The organism is Actinotalea caeni, assembly GCF_009733795.1.
Classification (GTDB): Bacteria; Actinomycetota; Actinomycetes; order Actinomycetales; family Beutenbergiaceae; genus Pseudactinotalea; species Pseudactinotalea caeni.
On record NZ_WNXX01000011.1, the window covers coordinates 81,957 to 96,302 of the forward strand.

Consider the following 14,346-nt stretch of genomic DNA (forward strand, 5'->3'; position numbering starts at 1 on the left):
GCCGCGGCGAGGCGGGAGGCCGCCGAGCTGCTCGCCGGGTCCTGAGTCAGCCGAGCCGCTCCCGCAGCCACGCGATGTCGGCCCCCTGCTCGACCTCGGCGCCCGGGGTCTCGACGACGGCCGGGGCACCGGCGTCGCGGACCACCGCGAGGAGGTCGTCGGCGGGGATGTGGCCCTGACCGAGGTTGGCGTGCCGGTCGGCACCGGAGTCGAACGCGTCGCGGCTGTCGTTGACGTGCACGAGGTCGATGCGCCCGGTCGCGGCCCGGACGCGGTCGGCGAGACCGACGAGGGTCTCGCCGCTGGCCCACGCGTGGCAGGTGTCGAGGCAGAAGCCGACGTCGTCGCCGCCGCCGGCCCGCACGGCCTCCCACAGCCGGGCGATCCGGTCGACGCCGCGGGCCATCGCGTTGTCGCCACCGGCGGTGTTCTCGATGAGCACCGGCACCGGCCGCTCGAGGCGCTCGATGCACTTGCGCCAGTTGTCGAACCCGACCTCGGGGTCGTCACCGGCCTGCACGTGCCCGCCGTGCACGACGATCCCGATCGCGCCGATCTCCGCGGCGGCGTTCACCTGCTTCTGCAGCAGGGTGCGGCTGGGGATGCGGATCCGGTTGTTCGTGCTGGCCACGTTGATCCGGTACGGCGCGTGCACGACGATCGGCAGGTCCGCCGCCGCAGCGGCCTCCCGCAGCGCCTGCGCTCCCCCGGGGTAGCGCACCTCCGGGTCCTTCCAGGCCTGGGGCTCGCCGAGGAAGATCTGCACGACGTCGGCGCCGCGCGCCTGCGCTCCCGCGAGGGGGTCTTCCTGGGCGACGTGAGATCCGATCCGCATGCGGGCCAGGCTACGGCCCCCGGCCGACACCCGCGCGCCCCGGGGCGACGGACGGCAGCGGGCGACCTCGGCGGCGTCGCGCCGACGCCGGGCGTCGGACGCGGCCGGGTCCGTGATCGGGCACGATGGCCCCGTGCACGACGAGGCCTCGGCCGAGGCCGACCCGACCCTCGACGCCGCCCAGGAGCAGGCGCCCGAGGCGGTCGCGCCGCCGTCGGCCCGGCTGCTGGCCGACTTCCTGTCGGCCGAGAAGGACCGCGTCCTCGCAGCGATGTGGGCGGTCTACGCGACCCGCGACGACGAGATCCTCCTCCCGCTCGCACGCCAGGTGAGCCAGATCCGGCGCGCGACCGCGGACATCGACCTGGGCGGCATCGTCGCCTCGCACCGCTCCAACCTCGAGCACGCCCTGGACCGGCTGACGCTCGCCGGCTCCGGCCGGTGCCTGTGCGGCGCCTACCCCTCGCACCCGATGTACAACCCGGTCAAGGAGGAGGCGAAGCAGCACGTGCGCATCGTGGGCACCGAGCCCAACCCGCGGCAGTGGGAGGCCGACCGCATCTGCGAGTGCTGCGACTGCGGGCGCCGGTTCCAGGTCGAGCAGGGCGAGTACCACTACACCTGGTGGGGGTGGCGCCCGATCGACGCCGAGCCGGGCCGCGCCCGCCGCTGACCTGCTGCGCCCCAGCCGCGTCCGCACCAGCGCGACAGCGACGCCTCAGCAGCACCCGCTCCACGCCGGGAAGGTCGGGGCCGGCAGCTCGCCCCACGTGGCCCGCAGCGCGGCTGCGGCGGACGCCGTGACCGTCGCGGTCTCCGGCAGCGTCGCCGCGGCCTCGCGCTCGACCCAGTCGAGCCGGAGCAGCAGCAGCTCGCGCATGGTGAGCGCCGGGGCGTCGGTCGGTCCCATCCGGCGTGACGCGTCGTCGGTGTAGCGCAGCAGCACGCCCGCCATGCCGAGCGCCCACGCGGCCGCGGCGACGACCACCGTCTCCCGCCACTGCTCCCCGAGCAGCTCCGGCGCGAGCGAGCGCACGCCGTGGGCGAAGGCGTCGAGCATGGCCTCGGTGAGCCCGGGTGGCGGCGCGTACACGCACCAGCAGGTCGCGAACGGCAGCGCCGCGTAGGCAGCGTCGAACGCGGCCGGCCGTACGTCGGTCGCCTCGAGGTCGACGAACACCGGCCCTCGTGCGGTCATCAGCACGTTGTCCGGGCAGGTGTCGCCCGGGCTGAGCACGTCCACCTCGGCCGCCGCGAGCGCACCGAGCGCCGTCGTGATCTCGGCCGCGGCGCCGTTCGCCGGGACGCCGGTCGCGTGCGCGAGCGCCGCGAGGCCGGCCCGCGCGTGCTCGGCCCTCTCGACGCTCGACCGGTCCCGCGCGCCGCCGAGCCGGACCCGTGCCCGCTCGACGGCGTCCCGCCCGTCCGCGACCAGCGCACCGAGGGCACCTGCCCAGGCGAGCGCGCCCTGCCAGGCCGCGTCGGGGTCGTCTCCGCGGAGCAGGTCGGCGAGCGTGGCGTGGTCGCCCACGTCGGACATCACGAGCAGCCGGTGCGCGGGGTCGGTCGCGAGCAGCGCCGGTGTCCCGTCGAGCAGCTCCAGCCCGACGACCTCGCGAGCGAACCCGCCGGTCGCCTGCTCCTCTCCGCGGGGGTAGCGCTTGACGACCACGGTGCCGCCGCCGGCCCGTGACGCCCGGAGCACGAGCGAGCGTCGCGACCCGCCCAGCGCCACGCCGTCGTGCAGGGGCTCGCCGAGCGCGGCGCCCGCGAACGCGAGCGTGTCGGCGGTGTCGAGCGGGCCGGGTGCGTCCGTCGTCATCGGGCCATCCTGCCCGGGGGAATAGATCGCCCTCGCCGACGTTGATTAGTTCAGATTTGAACTACCTGTGAGAGGATCGACCCATGAGCAGCATGCAGTTCGGCATCTTCACCGTCGGCGACGTCACCCCCGACCCCACCACCGGCACCACGCCGACCGAGGCCGAGCGCATCCAGGCGATGCTCTCCTACGCCCTCAAGGCGGAGGAGGTGGGCCTCGACGTCTTCGCCACCGGCGAGCACCACAACCCGCCGTTCGTGCCGTCGAGCCCGACGACGATGCTCGGCTGGGTCGCGGCGAGGACCGAGCGCCTGATCCTGTCCACCGCGACCACCCTGATCACCACCAACGACCCGGTGAAGATCGCCGAGGACTTCGCGATGCTGCAGCACGTCGCCGGCGGTCGCGTCGACCTCACGCTCGGCCGTGGCAACACCGGCCCGGTGTACCCGTGGTTCGGCAAGGACATCCGCGACGGCATCGAGCTCGCCGTCGAGAACTACGCGCTGCTGCGCCGGCTGTGGCGCGAGCCGGTCGTCGACTGGTCGGGCAAGCACCGCACCCCGCTGCAGGGCTTCACCTCCACGCCGGCCCCGCTCGACGGCGTCCCCCCGTTCGTCTGGCACGGCTCGATCCGCTCGCCGCAGATCGCCGAGCAGGCCGCGTATTACGGCGACGGCTTCTTCCACAACAACATCTTCTGGAACAAGGAGCACGTCGAGCAGATGGTGCGGCTGTACCGGCAGCGGTTCGCCCACTACGGCCACGGCGCCCCCGAGCAGGCGATCGTCGGGCTCGGCGGTCAGGTCTACATGGCCGAGACGCAGGCGCAGGCGATCAAGGAGTTCCGACCCTACTTCGACGTCGCGCCGGTCTACGGCCACGGCCCGAGCCTGGAGGACTTCATGGAGATGACGCCGCTGACCGTGGGTACGCCCGAGCAGGTCATCGAGCGCACGCTCGGCTTCCGCGAGTACGCGGGCGACTACCAGCGCCAGCTGTTCCTCATCGACCACGCCGGGCTGCCGCAGCAGGCGGTGCTCGAGCAGATCGAGATCCTCGGCACCGAGGTGGTGCCGGTGCTGCGCCGCGAGTTCGACCGGCTGCGCGCGCCGGGCGTCCCCGACGCCCCGACCCACGCGTCGTTGCTCGCCGCCGCCCGCCCGGAGGAGGCCGCCGCCCGCCCGGCCGAGCGCGACGACGTCGACACCGCCGCCGCGATCGCTCCCGAGGAGGTCTGAGCCGTGCGGATCACCGTTCTCGCCGCCGGGCTGAGCGAGCCGTCGTCGACCCGGCTGCTCGCCGACCGGCTCACCGCCGCCACGACCGCCGCGCTGCGCGAGCGCGGTGCCTCGGTCGAGACGGCGGTCGTCGAGGTGCGCACGCTCGCGCACGACGTCGTCGACCTGCTGCTCACCCGCGTCGCCACACCCGAGCTGGAGGCGGCCCGCAAGGCCGTGGCCGACGCCGACGCGCTCGTCGCCGTCAGCCCCACCTTCTCGATGTCGTACTCGGGGCTGTTCAAGTCGTTCGTCGACACCCTGGAGGAGGGCACGCTCGCCGGCATGCCGGTGCTGCTCGCGGCGACCGGCGGCACCCCGCGCCACTCGATGGTGCTCGACACCGCGCTGCGGCCGCTGTTCTCCCACCTCAAGGCGCTCACGGCACCGACCGCGGTCTACGCGGCGGCGGAGGACTGGGGCAGCCCGGGCCTGGACGCCCGCATCGAGCGCGCGGGCCGCGAGCTCGCCGACCTGGTGATGGCGCTGCCCAGCCGACGCCGCAGCGACCCGTTCGACAGCGACGACCCCGGGTTCGTCAGCTTCGAGGAGATGCTGGGCCGATGACCGCCGCCCACGACGTGCGCGACCGGGCGGCGCTGCGCCGCGACGCGTGGCGCGCCTACTTCGAGACGACCGCGCTGCTGACGGCGGAGATCGAGCGGCACCTCAAGGCCGACTCCGGGCTGGACATCGGCGACTTCAACATCCTGCTCGTGCTCTCCGAGGCCCCGGGCGAGCGGCTGCGGCTGCGCGACCTCGCCCGCGCGGTGGCGTTCGGCCCGAACCGGCTGACGTACCGGCTGGACGCGCTCGAGCGTCGCGGCTGGGTGCGCCGCGAGCGCTGCCCGGACGACCGGCGCGGCCTCGAGGCGGTGCTGACGCCCGCGGGGCACCGGGCCATCCGTGCCGCGCGGCCGCAGCACGCCCGCCGCGTCAACGAGCTGCTGCTCGACCACCTGGACGACGACCAGGCGCGCACGCTGCTGGAGATCTTCGCGCCGCTGCGCGCGCGGCTGACCTCCGACCGCCCCGGGGAGCCCGCGCCCGCACGGTGACGCTGCCTCGCGACGGCGCCCACCGTCGGCCGCCTGGCGCGCCCCGCCCCCGGTGCCGACCCGTGCGCGACGGTCTACCGTGCTGGCGTGGAGATCCTCGACGAGCGGACCTGGCGGGCGCGTGCCGACGCGCACGCCGCGCGCGTCGACGCTCTCGTGGCCGACCACCTCCAGCGCCGACGCGACGGCGTCACGCACCCGGTCCACGACTTCCTCTTCACCTACTACGCCCACAAGCCCAGCCAGCTGCGTCGCTGGCACCCCGGGTTCGGCGTCGGGCTGGAGCACGCCCACGAGTACGCCGACCGGCGCGGCTACGAGGTGGTCGACGGCGTCGCGCGCGTCTCGCACGACCTCCTCGCCGAGCGCCGCGACCTGGTCGCCGGCACCCACGCGCTGCTGGTCGCCACGGCGTCGCGCCGGCCGCACACCGGCTGCTTCGGCATGCACGAGTGGGCGATGGTCTACCGCGCCGACGAGACCCGGCACCCGGTGCCGCTGCGGCTCGGCCGCGAGGGCACCGACCGCGTGGTCGAGTCGCACCGGATCAGGTGCAGCCACTTCGACGCCTACCGGTTCTTCACGCCGGCCGCGCGTGACCGCAACACGCTGCGGCCCGGCCCCGGCGACCGGCCCGCGTTCGAGCAGCCCGGCTGCCTGCACGCCAACATGGACCTCTACAAGCACGCGTTCCGGCTCTCGCCGCTCGTGCCCTCGGAGCTGGTCGCGGACTGCTTCGAGCTCGCGCGCGACATCCGCGTGCTCGACATGCGTGCCGCGCCGTACGACCTGAGCGACCTCGGGTTCGAGCCGGTGCGCGTCGAGACCGCCGAGGGCAAGCGCGCCTACGCCGCGGCCCAGACAGCGTTCGCCGAGCGCGCCGCACCGCTGCGCGCCCGGCTCGTCGAGGCCTGCGAGACCGTGCTCGCGGCCTCCGGCGCAGCGCTCGCGGGGTAGCGGTCTCAGCGCACCCGCGGCACGTGCGCCCAGTAGGTCTCCCACTCGAGCCCCTCGTCGCCGTTGGCGTCGGAGATCTCGTCGTACTCCTCGAGGAGCGCGTTCATGCGTGACACCAGCTCGGTGCTCTGCTCGGGGGTGAGCCGGAGCACCTCGGTCGAGACCGCGCCCTGCCGGCCGGCGCCGTCGGTCACCCAGCGCTCGACGGCGCGGGTGAGGGTGTCGAGCCAGATCCCCACGGTCGTGCGCAGCTGGACCCGTGAGGCGCCGCTGCCCCGCGACCCCTGGCGGACCTGGAACGAGCGCGCCGCACGCCGGTAGCGGCGCTCGCGGCCGTCGGCCGCCTCGGCCGCGAGCACCACGCCCGCCTTCTCGAGCATCCGCAGGTGGTAGCTCATGGCCGACGGCGTGAGGCCGCACACCTGCGCCGCCTCGGTCGCGGTGAGCTCGCGGCCCTCGTAGATCTCGGCGATGACGCGCTGCCGCGCCTCGTGCGCGAGCAGGCGCAGGGCCTGGGGGCCCTCGAGCACCAGCACCTTCGGGAGATCAGCCTCTTGACGCGCCACGTTGTGAAGTATACCTTTCAGATTTATGAAGCGACTCTTTCAGATTGGGACGGGCGTGTGGGCCCACCGCGACATGCGGCTGATCCTCCCGGCGCGCACGATCGCGCTCGCCGGCAACGCGATGGCGATCGTCACGCTGCTGCTGCAGGCGCACGACCGTGGCGTCGGCACGATCGGCGTGGCCGCCCTGCTCGTCGGTCTGGCGCTGCCGCCGATCGCGATGATGGGTGCCGCCGGCCGGCTGGCCGACACGCACGACTCGCGGCTGCTGCTCTCGGCCGGGATCGGCGTCCAGGTGCTGGCGCTCGTGGTGCTGGCGTGGAGCCCGGGGTTCGTGGCGACGCTGGCCGGCGTGCTGCTGCTCGAGCTCGGGCAGGCCGTCATCGGACCGGTGTGGACCGCGCTGCTGCCGCGTGTCGTCGGCGAGGAGCACGTCGGCGCCGCGATCGCCTGGCAGCAGGGGCTCGGGGCCGTCGCGGCGCCGGTCGGGGCCGCGCTGGGCGGCATCCTCTTCGGCGCCTACGGCGCCGCACCTGCGCTGCTGGCGGCCGCCGGCGCCTTCGTGGCGCTGTGGCTCGCCGTGCAGGCGATCCGCACGCGGCGCCACCTCGCCGGCCAGTCGCCGACGTCGTCACCCGGCTCCAGCCGGCTCCTCGCCGGCGTCGCGCTGCTCCGGGCCGACCGCGTCGTGTGGCCGACCTTCCTCGCGCTGCTCCCGATGGTGGTCATGGTCGAGGGCGTGAACGCGGTCGAGGTGTTCCTCGCGCGGGACACCCTGGGCGCGACGCCCGCGCAGTACGGGCTCGGTGAGCTCGCGGCGGGCGCGGGCGGGGTGCTCGGCGCCGCCGTCGCCGGTCGGCTCTCCGGGGGGCGTGCGTGGGTGCGCGGCACGATCGGGGGCTTCGCGGTGGGCTGCGGCGCGCTCGCGGTCGCCGGGGCCGCGCCGTCCTTCTGGGTCTACCTCGTGCTGATGGTGGTCGTCGCCGGCGCGGCCGGCGTCGGCAACGCCGCCAACGGCGCGCTGGTGATCACGCGCACGCCGGACACCCAGCGCGGCACCGTCGGCGCTGCGCTCAGCGGTATCGCGCGCACCGGGTCGGTGCTCGCGCTGGCGCTGGGTGGTCTGCTGGGCACGCTGCTGTCACCGCGCGCGGTCTTCATCGGCGGTGGCGTGCTCGGGCTGGTGGTCGTGCTGGCGCTCGGATGGCGCGCCGTCACGGCGGCCGGCGCGGAGGAGCGCGCGGCCGGCGCGACGCCCGCACCCGGCACCGAGCCCGCACCCGGCACCGAGCCCGCGGCCGGGCCGGAGCCGACGATCACCGAGACGGTCGCCGTCGACCTCCCGGCCCCGCCGGTGGCCTCATCGGCTAGCGCCGGTACCGCTCCCAGCTGACGATCTCCTCGATCGGCTTGCGACCGGACAGCTCGGGCGCAGCCTGCCGCTGCGAGGTGTCGGTCCAGCCGAGCCCGATCGCGGACCACGGCTCCAGCTCGGCCGGCATGCCGAGGAGGTCCCGCACCTGCTGCCGCGACTCGGGCGTGCCGAACCACGCGGTGCCCGAGCCCAGCCCGAGCGCGGCGGCGGCGAGCATGACCCGCTCCTGCAGCCTGCCGTCGTCGTAGGCCACCGAGCGGCCCGTGCCCTCGAGCGCCACGACGATCGAGGCGGCGACCCCGGACAGGAAGCCCGTGAAGGCGCCGTAGCCCGCGAGCGCCTCGTTGGTCTCCCGCTCGGTCACGACGACGAGGTGCCACGGCTGGCTGTTCTTGGCGCTGCCGGTCCAGCGTGCCACCTCGAGGAGCTTCTCGAGGTCCTCGCGCGGCACGGGCCGGTCGAGGAAGCGCCGGGACTGCCGCAGCCGGCGCAGCGAGGCGAGGTAGGCGTCGGGGTCGAGTGCGTCGCTCATCCCCCCATGGTGGCCCAGCGCGGGACCTGCGGGCCGGTCGGGGCCCGGGGTCCCACGCCGGGAGACGGCGCTCAGGCCTTGCGGCCGTCGACGAGCAGGCGCGTCTTGGTCTTGTTGCGCGCGGGCCGCGCCGGGACGTCGGTGCGCCACGCCATGCCGTTGATCGTGGTGCCGGTGTCCATGACGTAGCTGCGCGCGTCGGAGAACGTCAGCTCGACGTAGGCGTCGGCACCGGCGATGCTCCCGGTCGAGGAGCGCCAGATGCAGACCGCCGCCGGTGCCGCACCACCCTGGAGCAGCAGCCGCACGGCCCCGGTCTGCGGGGTCGCCGTCACCACCGGGCTGAGCGCGGTCAGCTCTCCCGAGGCGTCCCGGAACGCGCACGCGTAGGCGTAGGTGGTGCTGTTGCTCAGCGCGCCGGTCGGCTGCCCGGCCGTGGCCGCCTCGAGCGGACCGGGGTCGGGCAGCTCGCGCACCAGCCGCAGCCCCTGCACCCCGGGCGGGTCGACCACCCAGCCGTCGGTGCCGTGGTGGAGGTCGAAGTCGCCGGAGGCGAGCTGTGCGAGCCCGGCCGCCGAGGTCGCCGCGGCGTCGAGCGGGGCGACGCCCGAGCGCACGTCGAACCCCGCCGTCGGGCGCCAGATGCCCGCATTGGCCGAGCCGAACGAGGCGAGCTTGTTCTTGACGCCGAAGCCGCGCACGCGGGTGCTGCTGTAGCCGGAGGCGTTGCTCGCGGCCTCCACGTAGACGTGCGCGCCGAGCGCCGGGTCGGCGGGTGTCTGCCGGACGAGCGTGGCGAACAGCGTGCCGTGGAAGTCGACCTGGGACGCGCGCTCGGCGTGCGTGTCGAGGATCGTGACCGCACCGACGTCGGTCGAGACCTTCGGACGGTACAGCACGCCGCCGTTGACGGTGACGGTCGAGCCGATCACCTCGACGTTGGGCGCGTAGCCGGCGTAGCTGTCGGCCTCCTGGTGCAGGCCGTTGATCGTGATGCCCTCGCAATGGGTGAAGCGGAGCTTGGTGGTGATGTTCGCGTCGATGACCGCACCACGGCACATCGTGAGGCTGACGCCACCCACCGCGCCCGAGCACTTCATGCCCTGCACGTAGACGCCGTCGCCCTCCTGCGTGCCGTGCACGTAGAAGGCGCCCTCGACCTGGCCGTTGTCGGTGCCCTGCGTGCGGAAGTAGATCTCGCGGTAGACGTGCGGCTCGGCGTAGGAGAACCACGTGGACCCGACGCGGCCGCCGGTCATCGTGATGTTCTCGTGGATCACGCCGCACCGGTTGTCGAAGCAGATGCCGTAGTCGGGCATCTGACCGGTGACCTCGACGTTGCGCAGCACGAAGGCGGTGAAGCAGCCCGTGCTGCCGGTCGCACGGGTCGCGTTGGAGACGGTGACGACGCCGCCGGACAGGGCGCTGCGCAGCGTGTTCGGGTAGAACATGAACGCCGTCGTGCCGGCGCCGAAGCTCGGCGTGGTCGGCAGGTTCGCGCCCGCGACCAGCTCGGCGCCGCCGCCGTCGATCTCGAACGTCGGCATGATGACGCCCTCGTCGAAGAACACCGGGGTGTCGATGAGGTAGCGGCCGCGGGTGTCCGGGAAGAGCACTTGCTGCCCCGCGTCGTAGGCCGCCTGGATCAGCGGCCCGTTGTCGGTGGTGCCGTCGCCGACGAGCTCGACGGCGGCGCTCGGGTTGGCCGCCGCCGGTGCCGGCGAACGGGCGAGCAGGCCGACCGCCGTGCCCGCGCCGGCGAGGCCGAGCAGGCCGCGGCGGGTGGTGTCGACGGGGCTGCGTCGGGGTGAGGTGGTGCCGCTGGTCATGCCGTCTCTCCTTCGAGTGGTGCCGATGACTAAACGATTAATCACACGCTCGCGAAGGACCCTAGCGGCTCGGTCCCGAGCGCGCCACCGCTTCGATGTATCCATTTATCATCAAGTGTGGCCCACTCCCCCGCCCCGGACGCCGACCGCGACGCCGTGCTCACCGAGGCGCGCCGCCTGCGCGTCGCGCGGCCGCCGTCGATCCTCGACCGGGCGCCGTCCTCCTGGACAGGGCCGGCGCGGGCCTACTACTCGATCGGCAAGTACGCCTGGCCCGACCCCGACGCCCCCGACGGGCTGCCCTACCGACGCCACGACTGCGAGGTGAACCCGGCCGCGGCCGGGCCGGCGTACGACCGCACCCGGCTCGCGACGCTCGTGCGGGAGTGCCGCACGCTCGCGCTCGCGTGGCTGCTGCAGCCCGACCCCGCGACCGCCGACGCGCTCGCGGCGCGGCTGCGGACGTGGTTCGTCGACCCCGCGACCGCGATGGAGCCGCACCTGCGGCACGCGGCCGCGCTACCGGGCGTCCACGACGGCTCCTGGCTCGGCCTCATCGAGGGTGCGCGGCTGATCGGCCTCGTCGACGACCTCGACCTCGTGGCCGCACGCGAGCCGACCCCGAGCCTGCGGCAGGCGCTCGCGGGCACCCGGGCGTGGATGGCGCGGTTCGCCGACTGGTACCGCACGAGCGAGCAGGGCCGCCGCGACGCCGCCGCCACCAACAACCACGGCCTCTGGTACCACCTGCAGACGCTCGCCTGGGCGGCCTTCGCCGACCCCGCCGACGGCGACCTCCCGCTGCTGCGAGAGCGACTGACGGCGTCCGCACTCGCGCAGGTCGGCCCGGCGGGCACGCTGCCGCAGGAGCTCGCCCGCCCCAACGCGCTGGGCTACGTCGTGTTCACGCTGCTCGCGCTCGCCGCGGCGACCGAGCGGCTCGAGCCGCACGGCACGCGGCTGCTGGAGGAGACGGCACCCTCGGGCGCCCGCGTCGGGAAGGCCTTCACGTGGCTCGCCGAGCACGCCCACGGGCTCGACGGCGACCCCGACGAGGGCGGCGAGCCCGGTCGGCGGGCAGTGCTGGCCTGGTGGGTCGCCGAGCGCTACCCGGACCACACCGGCGCGGCGGCACTCGCGCAGGCGTGGTCGGGGACGGCCACCACCGAGCAGCGGGTGCGCCGCACGCTCGGGCTGCGCGACTGGACCTGAGGTCAGACCGGCGCGGGCTGCACGAGCCGGCGCGCAGCGGTCCGACCGCTGCGCAGCAGCTGCCCGAGCACCTCGGGGTCGGGCGCCTCGACCGACGGCGCGTCGGCGAGCGTCGCGCCCGCGTGGGCGAGCCCGCGGGGGAGCGCCCGCGTGCGCAGCCGCCGGCCGCCGCGGTCCGGCGCGAGCGGCTCGTCGGCGGGCAGCGCCAGCCGCGCCCCGTGCAGCGCAGGGACGCGCCGGACCGCCTCCTCGAAGACGTCGAGCACCGTCGCGAGCAGCCCACCGGGCCCGACGGCGGCGACCGGCACCAGCACGCGCAGGTTCGCCCAGCCCGGCGGGGCCGCGGGCACGAGCACGACGTCGGAGCCGTCGAGCGACCAGCGCCGGGGGGTGTCGGCCACGCCCTCGACCAGCAGCACGACCCCGGTGCGGTCGTCGCGCCCGACCTCCTCCGCCCACGGCTGCACGACCCGACCGCCGGCGGTCGCGTCGACGACCGCGCGCGCCCGCACCGTCAGCGGACCCGCCACGGTCGTGACGGCGAGCCCGGTCACCGCCCCGTCGGCTGCGAGCGCGTCGCCGGGCGTCGCGTGAAGCAGCACCTCGATGCCCGCCTGCGCGCACAGGGCGTCGAGCGCGACCGCGGTCGCGGGTGCGTCCAGGTGGCCGTCGACGACGCAGCCGCGCTCGCGCAGCGCCTCGAGCAGCGGGTCGTCCGCCGCGCCGGTCGCCGTGCGTCGCGCGGCGGTCACCTCTCGACCGAGCACCGGGCCGTGCTCGACCAGCAGCACGCGCGCGCCGGAGCCCGCGGCCTCGAGCGCGGCCGCGACACCCGCGAGACCGCCGCCGGCGACGACGACGTCGACCCGGCGGTCCGGCAGCGGGCGCAGCCGCTCGGGGTCGACCGGCGCCTCGAGGTGTCGCACGAACCGCCGGGCGGCGCCCTGCTCGTCGTCGCGCCAGCGGTCGCGCAGCCCGCGCCCGTCGCCGCCGAGCGCATCCAGCGCCGCCGACGCCGTCAGCTCGATGTTCCAGCGGATCGAGGTCAGCGTCGCCTCGCGGGTGTCGGTGCGCTCGGAGCTCTGGACGGCGAAGTCCTCGCCCAGCCCGGGCCGCTCCAGCGCCCGCTCGACGGCGTCCCGCGCCCGGGCGCGCTGCGCGTCGGTGAGGTCGAAGGCCAGGCCGTGCAGGTGGTGCAGCAGGTAGAGCGTGGTCGCGGAGTCCCGGCCGGCGGCGAGCCGCTCGATGGCGACGTCGACCACGCCGGTGTCGCGCGCGAGCCGCAGCAGCACCAGTGCCGCGACCCAGCGCGGCGCCGCCAGGTCGAGGCGCGGGTCGCCCGGTGCGTCGTCGTCCCCGGCCAGCACGACCTCGCGCAGCACCGGCAGCGCCGCGTCGTCGCCGAGCAGCGCGAGCGCGAACGCCGCGCCGCGGCGCCGCCGGTGGTCCGTCCCAGCGAGCGCCGCGTGCAGCCCGTCGCGCGGCGCACCCGGGTGCTCACGGAACCACCAGAGCGCGTCGGACTCGTCCTCGCCGCCGAGGAGCGCGAGCGCGTCGTCGACGGTGCGCGGCCCGGTCGGCACCGACTCCGGCGCGAGGTCCTCCAGCACGCCGCGGTCGCGCAGGTGCGCCTGCAGCCGCTCGACCGGGACCTCGTGCGGCGCGACCCCGAGCGCCACCGCGAGGCCCGCCGCGACCCCGGCCGCCTCCCCGAGCCTGTGCATGTCGCGCTGCATCCGCACACCGGCCGCGACGTCCTGGTCGCCGGAGAAGGCGCGGCAGCCGATCAGCAGGCCGTCGACGCCGTCGGCGAGCAGCGCACCGTACGGGACGTCGCCGCGGAAGCCGCGCCGTCGCCACCCCAGCACGGGCACCCACAGCTGCGCGAGGTCGCTCTCGTTGGCGTAGTCGCGCGCGTGGGTGTCGTGGTGGGTGCGGCACCGCATCACGACGTCGTCGCGCGCGACCTCGGCGAGCACGTCCGCCTGCCGCAGGGTGGCGCGGCCGACGACGCGGCGGCCCTCGCGGACGCCCAGCTGGGGCCCGAGGGTCAGCAGCGTGTGCCCCTGCTGGGCGCGCACCCGCGCCAGCCCCACCGCCCGGCCGTGGACCAGCGCGCGCGAGACGTCGTCGGGATCGGTGCTGTCGAGCCAGCCGCAGTCGTAGTTGGCGAACGTCAGCCGCCCGTCCGCGTCGAGGTAGCGCGGCACGTAGGAGTAGGTGTTCATCACCTGGTCCCAGGCGCGGCCGACGCGGTAGCGGGCACCGGCCAGCGCGGCCACGTCCCCGTTGCCGGTCGCGTCGACGAGCACCCGGGTCCGCACCGTCGTCCGGCCCTCGGGGCCCTCGACGTCGACGGCGGCCACACGTCCGTCGACGACGTGGACCCGCCCGACCACGGCCTCGGCGACCACCTGCACGCCCGCCGCGGCGAGGCGGCTCTCGACCGTCACCTGCTTCGCGACGGGGTGGAAGCCCCGCACCGCGCCCCAGCTCTCGGGCGTCGCGGCACGCACCTCCTTGTCGAGGGCGTCCTGCAGGCCGCCGCGCCGGCCCCAGTAGTAGAAGTGCACACCGGCCCGGGTCCCGACGCCGCCGAGACCGGTGTCGCGCTCGACGACGAGCACCCGCGCCCCGAGCTCGGCCGCGGCGAGGGCGGCGGTGGCGCCGCCGGTGCCGCCGCCGGCGACGACGACGTCGACCTCGGCATCGACCTCGGCATCGAGCTGGGCGTCCACCGGCGCCGGGGCGACCTCGTGTGCGCTCGCGTCGCTCTCGGCCGGTCCGGCAGGTGCGGGGGGCTGCGGCATTCCCATGTGATGTAACAATACATCTGGCGACATCGTGCCGATCTCGTCACGCCGACACACCGCCCAGGAG

The 14,346-nt window shown here is 75.4% G+C and carries 13 protein-coding genes; 7 read left to right on the forward strand and 6 right to left on the reverse strand.

Annotated features, from left to right (window positions below; translation table 11 throughout):
- Positions 1 to 46: 46 nt before the first annotated feature.
- Positions 47 to 835, reverse strand: coding sequence for a deoxyribonuclease IV (locus GPA02_RS11240; protein WP_156200057.1), 789 nt, complete (start codon positions 833 to 835; stop codon positions 47 to 49).
- Positions 836 to 968: 133 nt separating this feature from the next.
- Here GPA02_RS11240 and GPA02_RS11245 point away from each other — a divergent pair, with 133 nt between their 5' ends.
- Positions 969 to 1,508, forward strand: coding sequence for a hypothetical protein (locus GPA02_RS11245; RefSeq protein ID WP_156200058.1), 540 nt, complete (start codon positions 969 to 971; stop codon positions 1,506 to 1,508).
- Between the two features lie 45 nt (positions 1,509 to 1,553).
- On the opposite strand, the gene GPA02_RS11250 is transcribed toward GPA02_RS11245, so the two are convergent.
- A complete protein-coding gene (locus GPA02_RS11250; RefSeq protein ID WP_156200060.1) occupies positions 1,554 to 2,657 on the reverse strand; it encodes a hypothetical protein in 1,104 nt (367 codons plus the stop codon).
- 92 nt (positions 2,658 to 2,749) lie between these two features.
- On the opposite strand from GPA02_RS11250, the gene GPA02_RS11255 reads away from it, so the two are divergent.
- The 4 genes from GPA02_RS11255 (at position 2,750) to GPA02_RS11270 (ending at position 5,952) form a co-directional block, all read left to right on the forward strand.
- Complete coding sequence (locus GPA02_RS11255; protein ID WP_156200128.1) at positions 2,750 to 3,898, forward strand: LLM class flavin-dependent oxidoreductase; 1,149 nt, start codon at positions 2,750 to 2,752, stop codon at positions 3,896 to 3,898.
- A 3-nt stretch (positions 3,899 to 3,901) separates the two neighbouring features.
- Positions 3,902 to 4,504 (forward strand): CE1759 family FMN reductase, encoded by a 603-nt coding sequence (locus GPA02_RS11260; RefSeq protein WP_156200062.1) that lies wholly within the window; start codon positions 3,902 to 3,904, stop codon positions 4,502 to 4,504.
- A complete protein-coding gene (locus GPA02_RS11265) occupies positions 4,501 to 4,995 on the forward strand; it encodes a MarR family winged helix-turn-helix transcriptional regulator (protein WP_156200064.1) in 495 nt (164 codons plus the stop codon). Before GPA02_RS11260 ends, GPA02_RS11265 begins: the two co-directional genes overlap by 4 nt.
- An 87-nt stretch (positions 4,996 to 5,082) precedes the next feature.
- Entirely contained in the window at positions 5,083 to 5,952 is an 870-nt protein-coding gene (locus tag GPA02_RS11270; RefSeq protein ID WP_156200065.1) for a 3-methyladenine DNA glycosylase, read from the forward strand.
- Between the two features lie 5 nt (positions 5,953 to 5,957).
- On the opposite strand, the gene GPA02_RS11275 is transcribed toward GPA02_RS11270, so the two are convergent.
- Positions 5,958 to 6,518: a winged helix-turn-helix domain-containing protein gene (locus GPA02_RS11275; RefSeq protein WP_162457758.1), complete on the reverse strand. Its 561-nt coding sequence runs from the start codon at positions 6,516 to 6,518 to the stop codon at positions 5,958 to 5,960.
- A 25-nt stretch (positions 6,519 to 6,543) separates the two neighbouring features.
- Between GPA02_RS11275 and GPA02_RS11280 the strand changes: the two genes are divergently transcribed.
- Positions 6,544 to 7,911: an MFS transporter gene (locus GPA02_RS11280; protein WP_156200069.1), complete on the forward strand. Its 1,368-nt coding sequence runs from the start codon at positions 6,544 to 6,546 to the stop codon at positions 7,909 to 7,911.
- On the opposite strand, the gene GPA02_RS11285 is transcribed toward GPA02_RS11280, so the two are convergent.
- Both GPA02_RS11285 and GPA02_RS11290 read right to left on the reverse strand, forming a co-directional pair.
- Positions 7,886 to 8,425, reverse strand: coding sequence for a nitroreductase family protein (locus GPA02_RS11285; RefSeq protein WP_156200071.1), 540 nt, complete (start codon positions 8,423 to 8,425; stop codon positions 7,886 to 7,888). The two genes, GPA02_RS11280 and GPA02_RS11285, sit on opposite strands and share 26 nt — an antisense overlap.
- A 71-nt stretch (positions 8,426 to 8,496) precedes the next feature.
- The gene (locus GPA02_RS11290; protein WP_156200073.1) at positions 8,497 to 10,254 is read right to left on the reverse strand and encodes a pectate lyase family protein; all 1,758 of its coding nucleotides are present in this window, start codon (positions 10,252 to 10,254) and stop codon (positions 8,497 to 8,499) included.
- A gap of 117 nt (positions 10,255 to 10,371) precedes the next feature.
- On the opposite strand from GPA02_RS11290, the gene GPA02_RS11295 reads away from it, so the two are divergent.
- The gene (locus tag GPA02_RS11295) at positions 10,372 to 11,466 is read left to right on the forward strand and encodes an alginate lyase family protein (protein WP_162457759.1); all 1,095 of its coding nucleotides are present in this window, start codon (positions 10,372 to 10,374) and stop codon (positions 11,464 to 11,466) included.
- Positions 11,467 to 11,468: 2 nt separating this feature from the next.
- On the opposite strand, the gene GPA02_RS11300 is transcribed toward GPA02_RS11295, so the two are convergent.
- Positions 11,469 to 14,276, reverse strand: a complete 2,808-nt coding sequence (locus GPA02_RS11300; RefSeq protein WP_204986585.1) for an FAD-dependent oxidoreductase — start codon at positions 14,274 to 14,276, stop codon at positions 11,469 to 11,471.
- Positions 14,277 to 14,346 lie beyond the last annotated feature (70 nt).